This window comes from Bradyrhizobium sp. YCK136 (assembly GCF_044570075.1).
Lineage (GTDB): Bacteria > Pseudomonadota > Alphaproteobacteria > Rhizobiales > Xanthobacteraceae > Bradyrhizobium > Bradyrhizobium diazoefficiens.
The window spans coordinates 1476903-1494228 of the sequence record NZ_CP172424.1 but is presented as its reverse complement, the minus strand read 5'-3'; the positions used below and the strand labels follow the sequence as shown (position 1 = coordinate 1494228).

Sequence of the window (17326 nt, the reverse complement as noted above, 5' to 3'; positions counted from 1 at the left end):
CTGTTTCGCGCGGGGCTTTGGGATGATAGCTTGCGGATGTGCCGCCGTCCCCCATTGATCCCGCCCGTCTTGCAGCGCTGCCCGCCGATTTGCGCGCGCTCTTCCGCGCGCAGGAAGCGATGATTGAAGCCGAGCGTCGTCGCGCAGACGATGAATGCTCGGCGCGCCTTCATGTCGAGAGTGAACTGGCTGCGTCCAAAGAGAGCGTCGAACGCCTCGAACTGCTCGTGAAGGAGTACGAGCGCGCACGTTTCGGTAAACGCTCGGAAAAGTTCAATCCCGATCAGATGCAACTGGTTCTCGAGGACATCGAGATTGCCATCGCCGAAGTCCAGGAACGCCAGGACGATCGTGCGCGCCGCGCCGGCACGGCGCCGTCCAGCCGCCGGACCAGGCGCGCTGCCCGTGCCTTTCCCGCGCACCTGCCGCGCATCGAGCAGGTGATCGAACCCGAGAACCTCGAGTGTCCCTGCGGCTGCGGCCGGATGGTCCAGATCGGCGAGGATCGCTCCCGCCGTCTCGATGTCATGGCCGCCCAGTATCGTGTGATCGAGACGGTGCGACCGCGCTACGCCTGCGCAAAGGGCTGCACCGGTGTTGCTCAGGCGCCGGCGCCCGCCCATCTCGTGGAGGGTGGCATCCCCACCGAGGCGCTGCTGGCGCAGGTGGCGGTCGCCAAGTTCAGCGAGCACATGCCACTCTATCGTCAGTCGCAGGTTCTGGCTCGGCATGGCATCTTCATCGATCGCGCCGTTCTGGCAGACTGGATGGGAACGGTCGCCTTCCACCTCGCGCCGCTGGTCGAGCGCATGAGCGTCGTGATGAAGCAATCGGGCCGCTTGTTCATAGACGAGACCAGGGCGCCTGTGCTCGATCCGGGCCGGGGCCGAACGAAGACCGGCTATCTGTGGGCTGTCCTGCGCGACGATCGCGGCCACGGCGGCGCTGATCCACCAATCGTGGTCTACCACTACGCGCCAGGACGCGGTGGTGACCATGCTGAGCGCATCCTCGAGGGCTTCGACGGCATCCTTCAGGTCGACGGATACCAGGGCTATCATCGGCTCGCACGGCCCAAGCGCAAAGGCGGCGTGCCGCTGCGGCTGGCCGCATGTTGGTCCCACTCAAGGCGCAAGATCATCGCAGCGACTCCGAAAGCCGGCTCACCCATCGCCGAAGCCGTTCTCGCGCGCATCGCCGCACTCTATGCGATCGAGAAGGAGATCCGTGGCGCCGACGCCCCGGCTCGGCAAACGACCCGTAACGAGCGATCACGGCCGCTCGTCGCTGAACTCGAGAGGTTTCTGCGCGAGCAAGCCGCTCGCCTGTCGCCGGGCAGCGAGATGGGCAAGGCGATCGCCTATCTCCTGAACCATTGGGATGGCCTCACCTTGTTTCTCGACGATGGTTGCGTTGAGATGGACACCAATCCCGTCGAAAATCAAATCAGGCCGCTGACTCTGACGCGTAAAAATAGTTTATTTGCTGGTCACGACGAAGGTGGTCGTTCATGGGCGCGCATAGCTTCGCTCATCGCCACCTGCAAAATCAACAGCGTGGAGCCCTACGTCTGGATGAAAGCGACGCTCAAAGCGATCGCAACCGGTCACCCGCAGTCCCGGATCGACGAGCTCCTGCCCTGGTCGTTCGGCCGCACCTCGTAATTCTCCGTCGTTGCCGCCTCCATACCCCCCGCCAACGATTTGCAAACACGTTGATCAACAGACTGCAATCCCCACGCCAAACCTTTGCGAATGGGACGCGAACGTCGCTTACGGTGAAAGGCCTCGAGTGTGGAGATCGAAAGACCGCGCAGGCCAAACGGGAGTTGCTTCAGGGCCGAATGCGAATCTTGCGATTGCTCCAGCACCAGAACCTGGAGACCGGCGAGCCGCAACTCGCACGCGAGAAACAGGCCGACGGGACCGGCACCGGCAATGACGACATCGTATGGAATCGAGGATTGATCGGGCATGAGACGCTCCTGTGGTCGATGTTCGACCGGAGCGTTCCCTGGGCTTGAGAATCACACGGACGAACGATTGGGCGCCTTGGTGGCGTCCGATGTTCGTCGCGGGGATCTCGTGCACAAGGCCAAAGACCAGAGCTTTCGTTACCGAAAGGACTTGGGCTTACCAGACCAAGTCTGCCTTTTCCGACAGAAGACGTATAGTTTCGTGACGATCGATCTGCAACGAAAAAGGCACGGCGCTTGCGGCGCCGTGCCTTTCACATTCGTGTGGCTTATCTCAGCTGTAGATCTCGAACAGGCCGGCGCCGCCCTGGCCGCCGCCGATGCACATCGTCACCACGCCCCACTTCGCCTTGCGGCGCGCGCCTTCCTGGAGCAGGTGGCCGGTGAGACGTGCGCCGGTCATGCCGAAGGGATGGCCGATCGCGATCGAGCCGCCATTGACGTTGTACTTGGCGGGATCGATGCCGAGCTGATCGCGGCAATACAGGCACTGACTGGCGAAGGCCTCGTTGAGCTCCCACAGATCGATGTCGTCGATCTTGAGGCCGGTGCGCTTGAGCAGCTTCGGGATCGCGAACACCGGACCGATGCCCATCTCGTCGGGCTCGCAGCCAGCGGTCGCCCAGGCGACGAAGCGGCCGAGCGGCTTGAGGCCGCGCTTCTCGGCGTCCTTGGCTTCCATCAGCACGACGGCGGCGGCGCCGTCCGAGAGCTGGCTGGCATTGCCGGCGGTGACGAACTTGCCGGGGCCCTTCACCGGCTCGAGCTTGGCAAGGCCCTCCAGCGTGGTCTCGGGCCGGTTGCACTCGTCACGGTCGACGACGTAGTCGACGATGCTCTCGGCCTTGGTCTGCTTGTCGACGACCTTCATCTTCGTCTTCATCGGGACGATCTCGTCCTTGAACTTGTTCGCCTGCTGGGCCGCGGCCATGCGGCGCTGCGATTCCAGCGAGAACTCGTCCTGGTATTCGCGGCTGAGCTTGTAGCGCTCGGCGACGATGTCGGCGGTGTCGATCATCGCCATGAAGATGTCGGGCGCGACCTTGAGCAGTTCCGGATCGATCGATTCCTTCGGCGTGCCACCGCCGGGCACCGAGATGCTCTCGACGCCGCCGGCGACGATGCAGTCGGCGCCGTCGGAGCGGATCGAGTTGGCGGCCATCGCGATGGTCTGGAGCCCTGAGGAGCAGAAGCGGTTCACCGAGACGCCGGCGGTGGTCTTCGGCAGGCCGGCGAGCAGAGCGGCCTGGCGGCCGATGTTCGGCGCGCCGTGGGCGCAATTGCCGAGGTAGCAGTCCTCGACATAGTCCTTGTCGACGCCGGCGCGATCGACCGCGTGGCGGATGGCGTGGGCCGCGAGCGACATCGGCGGCGTGATGTTGAACCCGCCGCGGCCGGATTTCGCAAGACCCGTGCGCGCATAGGAAACGATGACGGCTTCACGCATTGTTTTCTCCCTTGTCGAACGATTTTGAACGGAGCGTCCTGGTCGCCATTGGTACACAAAGTTGGAAGGCTGCGGGAGAAATAAAAACGCCGCCCCCGGTGAGGGAGGCGGCGTTGTTCCGCGGGTCGGAATATATGATACGCGTCATTCCGGGGCGGCTCGAAGAGCCGAACCCGGAATCTCGAGATTCTCAGGTGCGCAATTGCGCACCGGAGTTTACTCTTCGCGTGCCCCGGAATGACGGAGTGTCAGAACGTCAGCGCCTTGGCCTGCTTGACCTGCGGCAGCGCCTGCACCTTGGCGAGCACCTCGGCCGGCACCGCGCCGTCAACCTCGACCAGCGCGATGGCGTCGCCGCCCAGCTTGACGCGGCCGAGATGGAAGGTCGCGATGTTGAGCTTGGCGGCGCCAAGCAGGCTCGCGAACGCGCCGATGAAGCCGGGCTTGTCCTCGTTGGTCACGTAGATCATCGACTTGCCGAACTCGGCGTCGACGCGGATGCCCTTGACGTCGACGAGGCGCGGCTTGCCGTCATGATACACGGTGCCGGAGACCGAGCGCTCCTGGCGCTCCGTCGCCACCGTGACGGTGATCAGGCTCTCATAGTCGCTCTGGGCGGCGCGCACGATCTCGTCCACCACCATGCCACGCTCCTTGGCGACCACGGGCGCGGACACCACGTTGACCTCGCCCAGCATCGGCCGCAGCAGGCCCGACAGCACGGCGGAGGTGATCGCCTTGATCTTCATCTCGGCGACGTGGCCCTCATAGGTGATCTCGACCTTGAGGATGCCGCTCTCGGTGAGCTGGCCGGCGAATGAGCCGAGCTTCTCGGCGAGCGCGATGAACGGCTTCAGCTTCGGCGCTTCTTCCGCCGTGATCGAGGGAAAGTTGACCGCGTTCGAGATGGCGCCGGTGAGCAGATAGTCCGACATCTGCTCGGCGACCTGGAGCGCGACGTTCTCCTGCGCTTCGGTGGTGGAGGCGCCGAGATGCGGCGTGCAGATCACGTTGGGATGGCCGAACAGCACGTTGGTATTCGCGGGCTCTTCGACGAAGACGTCGAAGGCGGCGCCCGCGATGTGCTTGGAATTCAGCGCATCGACCACCGCCTGCTCGTCGACGAGACCGCCGCGGGCGCAGTTGATCAGGCGCACGCCCTTCTTCATCTTGGCGATCGCGGCAGCATCGATGATGTTCTTGGTCTTCTCGGTCAGCGGGGTGTGCAGCGTGATGAAGTCGGCGCGCTTGAGGAGGTCGTCGAGATCGACCTTCTCGACGCCGATGTCCTTGGCGCGCTCCGGCGACAGGAACGGATCGAACGCGACCACCTTCATGCGCAGGCCGAGCGCGCGGTCCGCGACGATCGAGCCGATATTGCCGCAGCCGACCACCCCTAACACCTTGCCGGTGATCTCGACGCCCATGAAGCGGTTCTTCTCCCACTTGCCGGCCTGGGTCGAGGCGTCGGCCTGCGGGATCTCGCGGGCGAGCGCGAGCATCAGGGTGATGGCGTGCTCGGCGGTCGTGATCGAATTGCCGAACGGCGTGTTCATCACGATGATGCCCTTGGCCGTGGCGGCGGGGATCTCGACGTTGTCGACGCCGATGCCGGCGCGGCCGATCACCTTGAGGTTGGTTGCCTTCTCGAGGATCTTGGCGGTCGCCTTGGTCGCGGAGCGGATCGCGAGGCCGTCGTAATTGCCGATGATCTCGGCGAGCTTGTCCTTGTCCTTGTCCTTGCCGAGATTGGGCTGGAAGTCGACCTCGATGCCGCGATCCTTGAAGATCTGCACGGCGGCGGGCGAGAGCGCGTCGGAAATGAGAACTTTGGGTTTGGTCATGGGAATGATCCTCTACCTTCCTCGCAAAGAGGGGCGGCCTTCGGGAGCAGGGTGATGCTGTTTCTTCTTCCTCTCCCCGTTCTTACGGGGAGAGGGTTGGGGTGAGGGGCAGCCCACAGGCGAAGGCGCTCGCGGAGAGAGCCCCTCACCCGGATTGCTGCGCAATCCGGCCTCTCCCCGTAAGGACGGGGAGAGGCTAAGAGCTCACGCCGCCTTGGCGAGCTGCGCCTTGGTCTCAGCGAAGGCCCAGTCGATCCACTGGGTCAGGAGCTCGACGTCCCTGGCCTCGACAGTGGCGCCGCACCAGATGCGCAAGCCGGCCGGTGCATCGCGATAGTAGGCGAAGTCGTAGCCGGCGCCTTCCTTCTCGACCAGCGCGACCAGCTTCTTGGAGAACTCGGCCTGCGCGTCGTCCGAGAGCGCGGTGAGCGCGGGATCGATGAACTTCAGGCACACCGAGGTGTTGGAGCGGATCGAAGCGTCCTTGGCCAGGAAGTCGATCCAGGGCGTCTTCGCCTTCCAGTCGGCCAGCACCTTGGTGTTGGCGTCGGCGCGCGCGATCAGCGCCTTGAGGCCGCCGATCGACTTGGCCCAGTTCAGCGCGTCGAGATAGTCCTCGACACAGAGCATCGACGGCGTGTTGATTGTCTCGCCGACGAAGATGCCTTCGTTGATCTTGCCGCCCTTGGTCATGCGGAAGATCTTCGGCAGCGGCCAGGCCGGCTTGTAGGTCTCGAGCCGCTCCACCGCGCGGGGCGACAGGATCAGCATGCCGTGCGCGGCCTCGCCGCCGAGCGCCTTCTGCCAGGAGAAGGTGACGACGTCGAGCTTGGCCCAGTCGAGGGCCTGCGCGAACGCCGCCGAGGTGGCGTCGCAAATGGTCAGGCCTTCGCGGGTCGCGCTGATCCAGTCGGCGTTCGGGACGCGCACGCCTGACGTGGTGCCGTTCCAGGTGAAGACGACGTCCGACTTCGGATCGACCTTGGAGAGATCGGGGATTTCACCATAGGCCGCATTGAGCTTGGTGACGTCCTTGAGCTTCAATTCCTTGACGATGTCGCTGACCCAGCCTTCGCCGAAGGATTCCCAGGCGAGCGTCGTGACGGGCCGCGCACCGAGCAGCGACCACAGCGCCATCTCGACCGCGCCGGTATCGGAGGCCGGCACGATGCCGATGCGATAATCGGCCGGCACTTCAAGCACTTCGCGCGTCAGATCGATCGCGAGCTTGAGCTTGGTCTTGCCGACCTTCGCGCGATGCGAACGGCCGAGCGCTGCGTCCTTGAGATTTTGGGCATTCCAGCCGGGGCGCTTGGCGCAGGGGCCGGAGGAGAAATGCGGCACGTTGGGCCGCGAAGCGGGCTTCGCTACAGTCATATTCTACCCTTCCAGATAGTAAGCCTCCCGTTGGGGGGAGGTGTCCCGCCGCGGCTGATACGGGAAACGGGAAGAGTCGTCAAGGAAGTTCCGGCACCTCACGCGCGAGTGATGGCGCTTCCGGCGCGATATCGGGGGATTCAACCCTGGCGAGCGCGTTCAGCAAGTCCGTGGCCTCGCTGATCAATTGCGCGGCTTTGCGTCGGCTGCCGACCTTCAAAATGCATTTGTCATTGGCCTGCACAACGTAGTCGTTGCCGACCTTGATCATCGAATAGCTTGTCATCGAAATCCCCGAACCGACCGAGCTCGGTGTCTGACGCTGCCGTAGCACCGTTCGTTCCCGGCTCAACGTGAACGACGGCTGGGTAGTTTACCGGCTCTTAACATGAACGAATGCGCGATCCGAATTCGCTGATTACGCAAGGCGCGCGACCGGAGCCCCATTCCGATACAATCGGAATGGGGCTCTTGATTTTTGTGTTGACGCGTTTTCTTTACGCGAACCGGTATCCACTTCGCTCGAAAACGCTCTTACTGCCTCAAAAGCGGACAGTCATGCCGACATGACTCGCCGTGAATCCGAGCCGCTTGTAGAAGCGCTGCGCGTCCACTCGCGTCTGATGCGTCAACAGCTCGACCAGGTTACAGCCACGCGCTTTCGCTTCCGCGATGGCCCATTGCACCAATTGCTCGCCGATGCCGCGGCTGCGACAATCGGCGGCAACGCGCACGTCTTCGAGCAGACCGCGGATGCCGCCTTGCGAGCTGATACCTGCCAGCACAGCAAGTTGCAGGCAGCCGACCACCCTGCCCTCGCTCTCGGCAACCACCAGCGCGAGATTTGGATCGCGCTCGACCCGCGCGAACGCCTCGTAATAGGCGGCAGGCAGCGGCTCCTCCACGCGCTCGCGGCCGCGCCCGAGATGATCGTCGGCGAGCATCGCCACGATCGCAGCGACGTCCTCGCGGCGCGCGCGACGAATGGAGACGGATTCGGCGTTCATACGGAAACTCCAGGACTCAGCGCGCCGGCGGCAGGCCGAGAAAGGTCTCGACTTCGCCGATCCAGCGGCGGACCGCCGCGTAACGACCAAGATCGAAGCCGCCCTCATGCGCGACGCGCGTATAGGCGAGCAGCGAGATATCGGCGAGCGAAACCGCTTCGCCGGCGAAGAAGCGGCTGCCGGAGAGATGCTGCTCCATGCGGTCGAGCGCCGCATAGCCGCGCTTGACCTTTTCGGGATCGAGCTCGGAGGCGTCCTTGCCGAGATAGACGAGCTGAAAGCGGCACACCGCGATATAGGGCTCGTGGCTGTACTGCTCCCAGAACAGCCATTCATCCATCTTGGCAGCAGTAAAGGCGTCGCGCGGGATCAGCGCGCTGTCGCGGGCGAGATAGCGGATGATGGCATTGGATTGCGCCAGCGTGCGGCCGTCGTCGAACGCAACGGTCGGCACCTGGCCGGCACCGTTCATCGCCAGAAATTGCGGCGTACGCGTCTCGCCCTTGCGGGTGTCGATGTCGATCCACTGGTAGGGCAATGCGAGCTTGTCGCACACCCACTTCACCTTGAGACAATTGCCGGAGTTGGTATCGCCGTAGATCTTCATCGCTGCCGCCCCGCTTCGGAGCGACAGAGCATCAGGACGGAGGGAATCTGTCAACCGCGTTGCGGCGATGCAGCGTCAGAACTTGTAGCCGAGTCCGACGCGCGCATTGTTCAGCGTCACCGAGGTGTTCATGACCGGCGAGAATTTCACGTATTCGTATTCCACGCGCGCGAACAAACCGTCCCAGATGCAGTATTCGACGCCGAGGCCGGCGGTCCAGCCCACCGCGAATGCGTTGGTTCGACGCTGAGTCTGCGACTGAGACTGAGCCGGAACGGCCTGCGGCGCTCCGAAGGTGGTCGTGGTCAACGTGGCGCCGCCGACGACAATCGTATTCGTCACATCCTGACGCAAATCCACAATGCTCGTCACCGAGCGGGACACGTCCATTCGGCCAACCGCAGCGCCCATGAAGGCATACGGCATGAAATCGCCGCCGTCCCAACCCACCCGGCCCCGGAGCGTGATCATGTCCTTGACTTTCGCCGCGGCAGTGCCGGTCAGCGTCACGTCATAATTGTCGGTGACGTTCGCAGCGTGTGCGTCGCCGGGCGGGTTGACGATCGTGAGCGAGTTGGTGCCCGACGTGAGCGTCGAGAGGTTGTTGAAGTAGCTGTAGGTGCCCTCAAGACCGAGAATGGCATCGTACCATTGCCAGTTGCGGCCGACGAAGGCGCCGAAATTTGTGCTCTGCGTGTTGGTCTTGTTCATCAGCGACCAATTCGCGGTCGGCTGCTGCAGCACGCTGTCGCGGAAAATGAAATTGGTCAGGCCGACGACGCTCTGGCTGAAGTCGGTCGCGTCGGCCGTGTAGCCGCCATTGACGCCGACATAGGCGCCATCCCAACGATGGGACGTCTTGGACAGACCGTCGGTGAAGCCGCCGCGCAGGACGGGCAGATCCGGCATGTCGGCCGCGTGTGCGGCGGATACAGATCCGAACACCGCCGCCACCAACCAAAGCCTACGCATTGCAACGCTCCAAATCGAACTCGAACTTTCGCCATGATCATGGCTCGTTAACCTTAACCAGTGGTTGCGCCGGAGCCCTTCGTCGCCGCGAGCAATGAAAAATACGCAAAGCAAAACGGCGCGGGATGATCCCGCGCCGTTAAGAAGTCCTAACCGATGAGGCTGACGATCAGCCCTTGGTGACGAGCGGCGGCGGCACGTAGGCCGGCGGGCTGTTGAGATCCCAGCGCACGCCGAGCTTGAGGTCGTGCGAGGTGAGCTCCTTGAGCTTGATCGAGGTCGGGCCCGAAGCGCTGTTGTCGAACAAGCGGAAGTTGCCGGGCGCCGCGTCGCCGAGGTTCATGTAGCTGTAGGCCAGTTCGACGGTGAACCCGGGATTGACCTTGTAGGCGAGACCGGCGTGGGCGGCCCAGGCGAAGTTCCACTTTCCGCTGTCGGCGAAGTAGGCAACGCTGGCGCTCGGGGTCGGGGTCAGTGCGGCGAGATAGGCAATGCCGTCGTCGCGGAAGCCGCTGATCTTGTTGTAGGAGCCGCCGACACCGGCGCCGATGAACGGGGTGATGCACCACCAGGTGCCGAGATCGACATAGGCGTTTGCCATGACGACCCACTCGGATTTGCTGCCGCTGTAGTTGTCGGAACCGACGAAGCCGGGCCCAATGACGTTGTCCGCACCATGCAGGTTGGCCTTGCCCCGGTACTGGCCGATCACGTCCGCACGAAACCAGTTGTTGAAGCGATAGCCGACGCCGAGGTCGAACAGCGGGGACGAGTCGAAGCCGAGTCCCTCCGTCGTCTTCGTAAACCCAGGCGCTACGGTGGCCTCGATGCTCTTGGCGCGCTGGTTGGTCATGCCGATGTCACCGCGCAGATACCAGCCGCCGAAGTCGGCGGGCGGAGCCGGCGGCGCGTACATGGGAGGGGGCGCCGCGATCGGCATATCGGCGGCGAATGCCATCGACGAGATCAGGGATGCCGCACCCGCGGCAAGGAGAGACTTAACGCTACGCATTGGCTTCGTCCTTATGGCCGGTGAGGCAAAATGCAGACGCCTCACGTTCTGGAAACTCACGGCCCGGACGATGGCAGCAAATGTTTAAGCGCCACTTAACCCTAATTTTTAAGGTTGATTTTTTCTGACTGTACACGCGGATGCGGCGGAAGCGTTGCAAAAATGCAGCGCCCTTCGCCCTCAATTGCTAACGAAGTATGAAGCCGCGTTGCGGCAAAAGAGGATCTGTTAACGCGCGTGCCGCGGCAGTCTCGGCAGGAACACGGCGAGCAGCCCGATCGCCGGGAGGTAAGCGCAGACCTGATAGACGAACTCGATCGAGGTGTGGTCGGCGAGCTTGCCGAGCACGGCCGCGCCGAGGCCCCCGATGCCGAAGGCGACGCCGAAGAACACGCCGGAGATCATGCCGAAGCGGTGCGGCACCAGTTCCTGCGCGAACACGATGATCGACGACGTCGTCGACGAGATGATCAGGCCGATGATGACGCTGAGCACCGCGCTGGCGTGGAGCCCGGCATAAGGCAGCGCCAGCGTGAACGGCAGCGCGCCCAGAATCGAGATCCAGATCACGATCTTGCGCCCGAAGCGATCCCCGAGCGGACCACCGAGAAACGCGCCGACCGCGTTCGCGGCAAGGAAGACGAAGAGATAGATCTGGGCGGCCTGCGTCGACACGCCGAAGCGGTCGATCAGATAGAAGATGTAGTAGCTCGACAGGCTCGAGACGTAGAGCTGCTTCGAGAACAGCAGCGCCACCAGCACGAGCAGCGCGACCGCGACGCGGCGCGAGCTCGGCGCGTCAGGATGGGCTTGAACCGCCGCCGTCTTCTTCGCCTTGATCTGCGGCGCGTACCAGCGGCCGATGCGCCAGAGAACGACGATGGCAAGGAACGCGATCGAGGAGAACCAGGCGATGCTGCCCTGCCCGAACGGCACCACGATCAGCGCCGCCAGCACCGGGCCCATCGACGTGCCGAAGCTGCCGCCGAGCTGGAACACCGATTGCGCGAAGCCGTAGCGGCCACCGGAGGCGAGCCGCGCGATGCGCGCGGATTCCGGATGAAACACCGCCGAGCCGAGACCGACCAGCGCAGCGGCGACAAGGATGACGAGATATTGGTGCGCGGCGCTGAGCAGCAAGAGACCGAAGAAGGTCGAAGCCATGCCGATCGCCAGCGAATAAGGCTGCGCCTTCTTGTCGGTGTAGTGCCCGACCACCGGCTGAAGCAGCGAGGCCGTGAACTGGAAGGCCAGCGTGATCATGCCGATCTGCGCGAAGTCGAGCGCGTAGGTGTCCTTCAGGATCGGGTACACCGAGGCGATCAGCGACTGCATGGTGTCGTTGAGGAAGTGCGAGAAGCTGATGCCGGCGAGCACGACATAGGCCGGCCCCGCAGCCCTGGCGGCAGCGGGCGCCACGTCGCTGACGACGACGGGCTCGGTCAGCGTTTCCGCAGGTACGACGACAGGCTTGTTCAACGGACCAATCCCGGCAGGCGCGGCGAACCGCCGCATCCGCTAGTTACGATGCAAGCGGCGGTGGAACCACCGCCAAACGTCGATGGCTGGGATGCGCTCGTCTGCCCCTCTCCCCTTGTGGGAGAGGGTGGATCGCCGCGCAGCGGCGAGACGGGTGAGGGGTCTGCCTCCGCGAGTCGATCTAGTACCCGGAATCAGAGCTGAGTGATACGGCGGCCTTTGAAACGGCGTTGACGGACCTTTTTCTTGGTCCAGACGAAGGGCTCGGCTCTGTCGTTGTATGCGTTGACGTAGGCATCGATGTGTTCCTGAAGCTGCTTGAGGCTCGTGAAGGAGGTGCCGCTGAGCGACTGCCCCTGCAAGATGGAAAACCATACTTCGACCTGATTGAGCCATGACGCACTTGTCGGCGTGAAATGAAATTGCACGTTGGGGTGGGCCTTGAGCCAGTCCTCGTTCTTTTTATGGGTGTTGAGGTTGTCGAGGATGACGTGAAGCTTGCGGTTCGGAAAAGCCGCGGTGACGCTGTTCATGAAATCGAGAAACTCGACGCGGCGCCGGCGTTTTGAATGGGTCGCGATGATCTTTCCGGTGGCGACTTCGAGCGCCGCAAACAATGTTGTGGTGCCATGCCGCTTGTAATCGTGGCTTTGGCCGGTCAAGGCGCGGCCATTGGGCAACTTCAGATAACCCTGCGCTCGCTCCAAAGCCTGGATCGAGGGCTTCTCGTCCACGCACAGCACAATGGCCTTCGCCGGCGGCGCGACATAGAGGCCGACAACATCGGCGGCTTTGGCCGTAAAGTTCGGGTCGTTGCTCTCGCACCAGGACTTGCGAGCCACCAGGTCAATCTTGTGGCTGCGCAGGAACCGCCAGACATATTGGACATCGACATCGCCCAGCGCCTCGGCCAGCAGGGGGCCGGTCCAGCGCGCAAACCCTTGCGGTGGCGGCTTATCCAGCAGCTTCAGAATCCGCTTGTCGGTCGTCTTCGTATAGATCGGCTGCTTGCCAGGCCGCGGCTTGTCTTGCAGCCCTTCAAGGCCATGGTCGGCATAGCGATGCCGCCAAAGGCTGACAATCCGCGGCTGGACCCCAACTTCCTTGGCGATCGACCGGGTGCTGCGCCCATCCGCCGCCAACAGAACTATCCGCGCCCGCTTCAAATCGCGCTGCAACGTCACCGGTGAGCGACAGCACGCCTCAAGCACCTTGCGATCTTTCCTCGAAAGGTGGACCTCTCTTGCTTCGGGTATCATCCCGACCTTGAATCACGACTCACGTTCCAAGAAAAGTGGGTACTAGCAGCTGTGGTCGGGGATAGAACCCCTCATCCGGCGCTTCGCGCCACCTTCTCCCACAAGGGGAGAAGGAAGAGCTCAGGCCGCCGCCTGTCCGAGCGCCGAGACGATGGTGTCGACGACGTCCTCGACCAGGATGCGGTCCTCGCCTTCGCCCATGACGCGGATCACGGGTTCGGTGCCGGAGGAGCGGATCAGCAGGCGGCCATGGCCGTTGAGGCGCTTCTCGCCGTCGGAGATCGCCGATTTGACGTCGGAATCGTCGAGCGGCTTGCCGCCCTTGTGCCGGACGTTCTTGAGGATCTGCGGCAGCGGATCGAAGCGGTGGCAGACTTCCGACACCGGCCGGCGCGACTTCTGCACCACGGCCAGCACCTGCAAGGCGGCAACGAAGCCGTCGCCGGTGGTGGCGTAGTCGGACAGGATGATGTGGCCGGACTGCTCGCCACCGAGATTGTAGCCGCCGCTCAGCATCTGCTCGAGCACGTAGCGGTCGCCGACCGGCGTGCGCACGAGATCGAGCCCCTGCCCTTTCAGGAAGCGCTCGAGCCCGAGATTGGACATCACGGTGGCGACGATACCCGGCCGCGACAGCCGGCCGTCTTCCTTCCAGCTCTGCGCGATCACCGCGAGCAGCTGGTCGCCGTCGACGACATGGCCGCGCTCGTCGACCAGGATGACGCGATCGGCGTCACCGTCCAGCGCAATGCCGATGTCGGCGCGCATCTCGCGCACCTTCTTCGACAGCGCTTCCGGCGAAGTCGAGCCGCAATCCTTGTTGATGTTGAAGCCATCGGGCTCGACGCCGATCGGCACCACGTCGGCGCCCAGCTCCCACAGCGCTTCCGGCACCACCTTGTAGGCGGCGCCGTTGGCGCAATCGACGACGACGCGCAGCCCGTCGAGCGACAGATCGCGCGGCAGCGTGCGCTTGGCGAATTCGATGTAGCGGTCATGCACGCCGTCGATACGGCGGGCGCGGCCGAGGCTCGCGCTCTGCGCCAGCCGCTTGTCGATGGGCTCGTCGAGCAGCTGCTCGATCTGCTTCTCGACGTCGTCGGAGAGCTTGAAGCCCTGCGGACCGAACAGCTTGATGCCGTTGTCCTCGAACAAATTGTGCGAGGCCGAGATCATCACGCCGAGATCGGCGCGCATCGACTTGGTCAGCATCGCAACCGCCGGCGTCGGCATCGGGCCGACCAGCAGCACGTCCATGCCGACCGAGGTGAAGCCGGCGACCATCGCATATTCGATCATGTAGCCGGACAGGCGGGTGTCCTTGCCGATCACGACCCGATGGCGGTGGTCACCGCGCTGAAACGCAAGGCCCGCGGCCTGGCCGACCTTGAGCGCGAGCTCCGGCGTGATCAGTCCGTTGGCGCGGCCCCTAATCCCGTCCGTCCCGAAATATTTGCGGCTCATATCGTCCCCCACGCAACAACCAGGGAATCCCCTCTACAACCACGGAGTGCCCGAACGGGCCCCGCATCCCTGATTTGCTGAGGTCTTATAAGGCCATCACGGCTAACTTGGCTTCAAAAAATGTGATTAATCATTACGGAATAGGGGCCGCCTTCGCCCCGCTAACTAATTGTTAACACTATATTTCCCGTTAGGGAACCGAAATGGGGCGGAACCCGCCCCTATTTGGAGCGCTTCACATGGCCGTCGCCGCGGCTCGGCGCCGGCTGGGTGACGTTGACGGGATCCGAGCCCGGGAAGGTCTCTTCGAGGCCCTCTTCCAGGGCGTCCTCGAGATCCTTTTTCTCCTTGATCTCTTCCGGTGTCGGTGGGGCGTGCGGTCTCGTCATGGCACCCTCCTCTCAAACGATTTGGCTGTGCATCCAACCATGCTAGACAAGGTCGGGATGATACCCGAAGCAAGAGAAGTCCACCTTTCGAGGAAAGATCGCAAGGTGCTTGAGGCGTGCTGTCGCTCACCGGTGACGTTGCAGCGCGATTTGAAGCGGGCGCGGATAGTTCTGTTGGCGGCGGATGGGCGCAGCACCCGGTCGATCGCCAAGGAAGTTGGGGTCCAGCCGCGGATTGTCAGCCTTTGGCGGCATCGCTATGCCGACCATGGCCTTGAAGGGCTGCAAGACAAGCCGCGGCCTGGCAAGCAGCCGATCTATACGAAGACGACCGACAAGCGGATTCTGAAGCTGCTGGATAAGCCGCCACCGCAAGGGTTTGCGCGCTGGACCGGCCCCCTGCTGGCCGAGGCGCTGGGCGATGTCGATGTCCAATATGTCTGGCGGTTCCTGCGCAGCCACAAGATTGACCTGGTGGCTCGCAAGTCCTGGTGCGAGAGCAACGACCCGAACTTTACGGCCAAAGCCGCCGATGTTGTCGGCCTCTATGTCGCGCCGCCGGCGAAGGCCATTGTGCTGTGCGTGGACGAGAAGCCCTCGATCCAGGCTTTGGAGCGAGCGCAGGGTTATCTGAAGTTGCCCAATGGCCGCGCCTTGACCGGCCAAAGCCACGATTACAAGCGGCATGGCACCACAACATTGTTTGCGGCGCTCGAAGTCGCCACCGGAAAGATCATCGCGACCCATTCAAAACGCCGGCGCCGCGTCGAGTTTCTCGATTTCATGAACAGCGTCACCGCGGCTTTTCCGAACCGCAAGCTTCACGTCATCCTCGACAACCTCAACACCCATAAAAAGAACGAGGACTGGCTCAAGGCCCACCCCAACGTGCAATTTCATTTCACGCCGACAAGTGCGTCATGGCTCAATCAGGTCGAAGTATGGTTTTCCATCTTGCAGGGGCAGTCGCTCAGCGGCACCTCCTTCACGAGCCTCAAGCAGCTTCAGGAACACATCGATGCCTACGTCAACGCATACAACGACAGAGCCGAGCCCTTCGTCTGGACCAAGAAAAAGGTCCGTCAACGCCGTTTCAAAGGCCGCCGTATCACTCAGCTCTGATTCCGGGTACTAGATGACCCCTCGATCTTCCGATGCAAGACTTTCGGATACGAGACGGGCCCGGGGACACGTTCATGAAGCACATCACCTGTATCGACGATCTTCGCGCGCTGCATAAGCGCCGCGTGCCGAAGGCGTTCTTCGATTATTGCGACCGCGGCTCCTATGCCGAGGAAACGCTGCGCGCCAACCGCGAGGACATGCAGGCGATCAAGTTCCGCCAGCGCATCCTGGTCGACGTCTCCAAGCGCGACACCTCGACCACGATCCTCGGCGAGACCTCGACCATGCCGCTGGTGCTCGCGCCCGTGGGCCTGCTGGGCATGCAGCATGGCGACGGCGAGATCCACGCCTGCCGCGCCGCACAGGCCGCCGGCATCCCGTTCACGCAGTCGACGATGTCGATCTGCTCGATCGAGGACATCGCCGCCAGTGTCGAGAAGCCGTTCTGGTTCCAGCTCTACGTGATGAAGGACCGCGGCTTCATCAAGGCGCTGATCGAACGCGCGATCGCGGCGAAATGCTCGGCGCTGGTGCTGACCGTCGATCTCCAGGTGATCGGCCAGCGCCACCAGGACATCAAGAACGGCATGACCGTGCCGCCGGAATGGTCGCTCTCGAAGCTGATCGATTTCGCCACCAAGCCGGCCTGGGTGTCGGGTGTGTTGCAGGGCAAGCGCCGCACCTTCGGCAATCTCGCCGGCCACCTGAAGGTCAGCGACGACATCACGTCGCTGTCGACCTGGATCAACTCGCAGTTCGACACCTCGCTGAACTGGAACGACATCGATTGGATCCGCAGCATCTGGCCGGGCAAGCTGGTCCTGAAGGGCATTCTCGATGTCGAGGACGCCGAACTCGCCGCGAAGACCGGCGCGCAGGCGATCGTGGTCTCCAACCATGGCGGCCGGCAGCTCGACGGCGCACCGTCCTCGATCGAGGTGCTGCCCGAGATCGTCGATGCCGTCGGTGACAGGATGGAGATCATGTTCGACGGCGGCATCCGCTCCGGCCAGGACGTGATGCGCGCGCTCGCGCTCGGCGCAAAGTCCTGCATGATCGGCCGCGCCTATGCCTATGGCTTAGGGGCCGGCGGCCAGGCCGGCGTCGCCAAGGCGATCGACATCATCCAGAAGGAACTGCTGACGACCATGGGCCTGTGCGGCGTCAACAGGATCGAGGAGATCGACGATCACATCATCGCGGTGTGACCGCAGCGTCCAGTGCCGTAGGGTGGGCAAAGCGAAAGCGTGCCCACCATCCTGCAGGTCTGCGGATCGATGGTGGGCACTGCGCAAGCACGCCTTTGCCCACCCTACGATTCCGAGGCGCTCGAAAGCCTCCACAATCTCGGCTGTCGTCCCGGCGCAGG

15 protein-coding genes and 1 pseudogene are annotated in these 17326 nt (G+C 63.3%); 3 read left to right on the top strand and 13 right to left on the bottom strand.

The annotated features are described in order from the left end of the window. The first annotated feature begins 119 nt into the window (after nt 1-119). Complete coding sequence (gene tnpC, locus ACFLEY_RS07120) at nt 120-1664, top strand: IS66 family transposase (protein WP_224517700.1); 1545 nt, start codon at nt 120-122, stop codon at nt 1662-1664. A gap of 107 nt (nt 1665-1771) precedes the next feature. Here the strand turns inward: tnpC and ACFLEY_RS07115 are convergent. The 13 genes and pseudogenes from ACFLEY_RS07115 to ACFLEY_RS07055 form a co-directional block, all read right to left on the bottom strand. Beyond that, a pseudogene (locus tag ACFLEY_RS07115) lies at nt 1772-1975 on the bottom strand (FAD-dependent oxidoreductase); the annotation flags it as partial. A 274-nt stretch (nt 1976-2249) separates the two neighbouring features. Next, nucleotides 2250-3422: a thiolase family protein gene (locus ACFLEY_RS07110; protein WP_011090135.1), complete on the bottom strand. Its 1173-nt coding sequence runs from the start codon at nt 3420-3422 to the stop codon at nt 2250-2252. A gap of 248 nt (nt 3423-3670) precedes the next feature. Beyond that, on the bottom strand, nt 3671-5266 hold the full coding sequence (gene serA / locus ACFLEY_RS07105) for a phosphoglycerate dehydrogenase (RefSeq protein ID WP_396604563.1): 1596 nt from the start codon (nt 5264-5266) through the stop codon (nt 3671-3673). A 204-nt stretch (nt 5267-5470) separates the two neighbouring features. Continuing rightward, nucleotides 5471-6643, bottom strand: a complete 1173-nt coding sequence (locus ACFLEY_RS07100) for a phosphoserine transaminase (protein ID WP_011090137.1) — start codon at nt 6641-6643, stop codon at nt 5471-5473. 79 nt (nt 6644-6722) lie between these two features. Beyond that, nucleotides 6723-6914 carry a hypothetical protein gene (locus ACFLEY_RS07095; RefSeq protein WP_236842134.1) on the bottom strand — a complete coding sequence of 64 codons (192 nt, stop codon included), beginning with the start codon at nt 6912-6914 and terminating at the stop codon, nt 6723-6725. A 271-nt stretch (nt 6915-7185) separates the two neighbouring features. Then, nucleotides 7186-7650 (bottom strand): GNAT family N-acetyltransferase, encoded by a 465-nt coding sequence (locus ACFLEY_RS07090; RefSeq protein ID WP_028174705.1) that lies wholly within the window; start codon nt 7648-7650, stop codon nt 7186-7188. A gap of 16 nt (nt 7651-7666) precedes the next feature. After that, nucleotides 7667-8257: a glutathione S-transferase family protein gene (locus ACFLEY_RS07085; RefSeq protein ID WP_060910515.1), complete on the bottom strand. Its 591-nt coding sequence runs from the start codon at nt 8255-8257 to the stop codon at nt 7667-7669. 75 nt (nt 8258-8332) lie between these two features. Continuing rightward, nucleotides 8333-9166 (bottom strand): outer membrane protein, encoded by an 834-nt coding sequence (locus ACFLEY_RS07080; RefSeq protein WP_396604562.1) that lies wholly within the window; start codon nt 9164-9166, stop codon nt 8333-8335. Between the two features lie 232 nt (nt 9167-9398). After that, on the bottom strand, nt 9399-10241 hold the full coding sequence (locus ACFLEY_RS07075; RefSeq protein WP_028174704.1) for an outer membrane protein: 843 nt from the start codon (nt 10239-10241) through the stop codon (nt 9399-9401). A gap of 228 nt (nt 10242-10469) precedes the next feature. Then, a complete protein-coding gene (locus ACFLEY_RS07070; protein ID WP_060912912.1) occupies nt 10470-11720 on the bottom strand; it encodes an MFS transporter in 1251 nt (416 codons plus the stop codon). A gap of 194 nt (nt 11721-11914) precedes the next feature. Next, nucleotides 11915-12979 carry an IS630-like element ISRj1 family transposase gene (locus ACFLEY_RS07065; protein WP_026192128.1) on the bottom strand — a complete coding sequence of 355 codons (1065 nt, stop codon included), beginning with the start codon at nt 12977-12979 and terminating at the stop codon, nt 11915-11917. 120 nt (nt 12980-13099) lie between these two features. Continuing rightward, nucleotides 13100-14443: a phosphoglucosamine mutase gene (gene glmM / locus ACFLEY_RS07060; protein WP_028174702.1), complete on the bottom strand. Its 1344-nt coding sequence runs from the start codon at nt 14441-14443 to the stop codon at nt 13100-13102. A 221-nt stretch (nt 14444-14664) separates the two neighbouring features. Further along, nucleotides 14665-14832: a hypothetical protein gene (locus tag ACFLEY_RS07055; RefSeq protein WP_171901212.1), complete on the bottom strand. Its 168-nt coding sequence runs from the start codon at nt 14830-14832 to the stop codon at nt 14665-14667. A gap of 57 nt (nt 14833-14889) precedes the next feature. Here ACFLEY_RS07055 and ACFLEY_RS07050 point away from each other — a divergent pair, with 57 nt between their 5' ends. Continuing rightward, on the top strand, nt 14890-15954 hold the full coding sequence (locus ACFLEY_RS07050) for an IS630-like element ISRj1 family transposase (RefSeq protein WP_026192128.1): 1065 nt from the start codon (nt 14890-14892) through the stop codon (nt 15952-15954). Between the two features lie 74 nt (nt 15955-16028). Beyond that, complete coding sequence (locus ACFLEY_RS07045) at nt 16029-17165, top strand: alpha-hydroxy acid oxidase (RefSeq protein WP_011090144.1); 1137 nt, start codon at nt 16029-16031, stop codon at nt 17163-17165. Nucleotides 17166-17326 lie beyond the last annotated feature (161 nt).

Coding starts and splice junctions, on each gene's coding strand:
- serA (WP_396604563.1), bottom strand. CDS start 5,266: ATGACCAAACCCAAAGTTCTCATTTCCGACGCGCTCTCGCCCGCCGCC.
- ACFLEY_RS07095 (WP_236842134.1), bottom strand. CDS start 6,914: ATGATCAAGGTCGGCAACGACTACGTTGTGCAGGCCAATGACAAATGC.
- ACFLEY_RS07100 (WP_011090137.1), bottom strand. CDS start 6,643: ATGACTGTAGCGAAGCCCGCTTCGCGGCCCAACGTGCCGCATTTCTCC.
- ACFLEY_RS07085 (WP_060910515.1), bottom strand. CDS start 8,257: ATGAAGATCTACGGCGATACCAACTCCGGCAATTGTCTCAAGGTGAAG.
- ACFLEY_RS07050 (WP_026192128.1), top strand. CDS start 14,890: ATGATACCCGAAGCAAGAGAAGTCCACCTTTCGAGGAAAGATCGCAAG.
- ACFLEY_RS07080 (WP_396604562.1), bottom strand. CDS start 9,166: ATGCCGGATCTGCCCGTCCTGCGCGGCGGCTTCACCGACGGTCTGTCC.
- ACFLEY_RS07075 (WP_028174704.1), bottom strand. CDS start 10,241: ATGCGTAGCGTTAAGTCTCTCCTTGCCGCGGGTGCGGCATCCCTGATC.
- ACFLEY_RS07045 (WP_011090144.1), top strand. CDS start 16,029: ATGAAGCACATCACCTGTATCGACGATCTTCGCGCGCTGCATAAGCGC.
- ACFLEY_RS07065 (WP_026192128.1), bottom strand. CDS start 12,979: ATGATACCCGAAGCAAGAGAGGTCCACCTTTCGAGGAAAGATCGCAAG.
- tnpC (WP_224517700.1), top strand. CDS start 120: ATGATTGAAGCCGAGCGTCGTCGCGCAGACGATGAATGCTCGGCGCGC.
- glmM (WP_028174702.1), bottom strand. CDS start 14,443: ATGAGCCGCAAATATTTCGGGACGGACGGGATTAGGGGCCGCGCCAAC.
- ACFLEY_RS07110 (WP_011090135.1), bottom strand. CDS start 3,422: ATGCGTGAAGCCGTCATCGTTTCCTATGCGCGCACGGGTCTTGCGAAA.
- ACFLEY_RS07090 (WP_028174705.1), bottom strand. CDS start 7,650: ATGAACGCCGAATCCGTCTCCATTCGTCGCGCGCGCCGCGAGGACGTC.
- ACFLEY_RS07055 (WP_171901212.1), bottom strand. CDS start 14,832: ATGACGAGACCGCACGCCCCACCGACACCGGAAGAGATCAAGGAGAAA.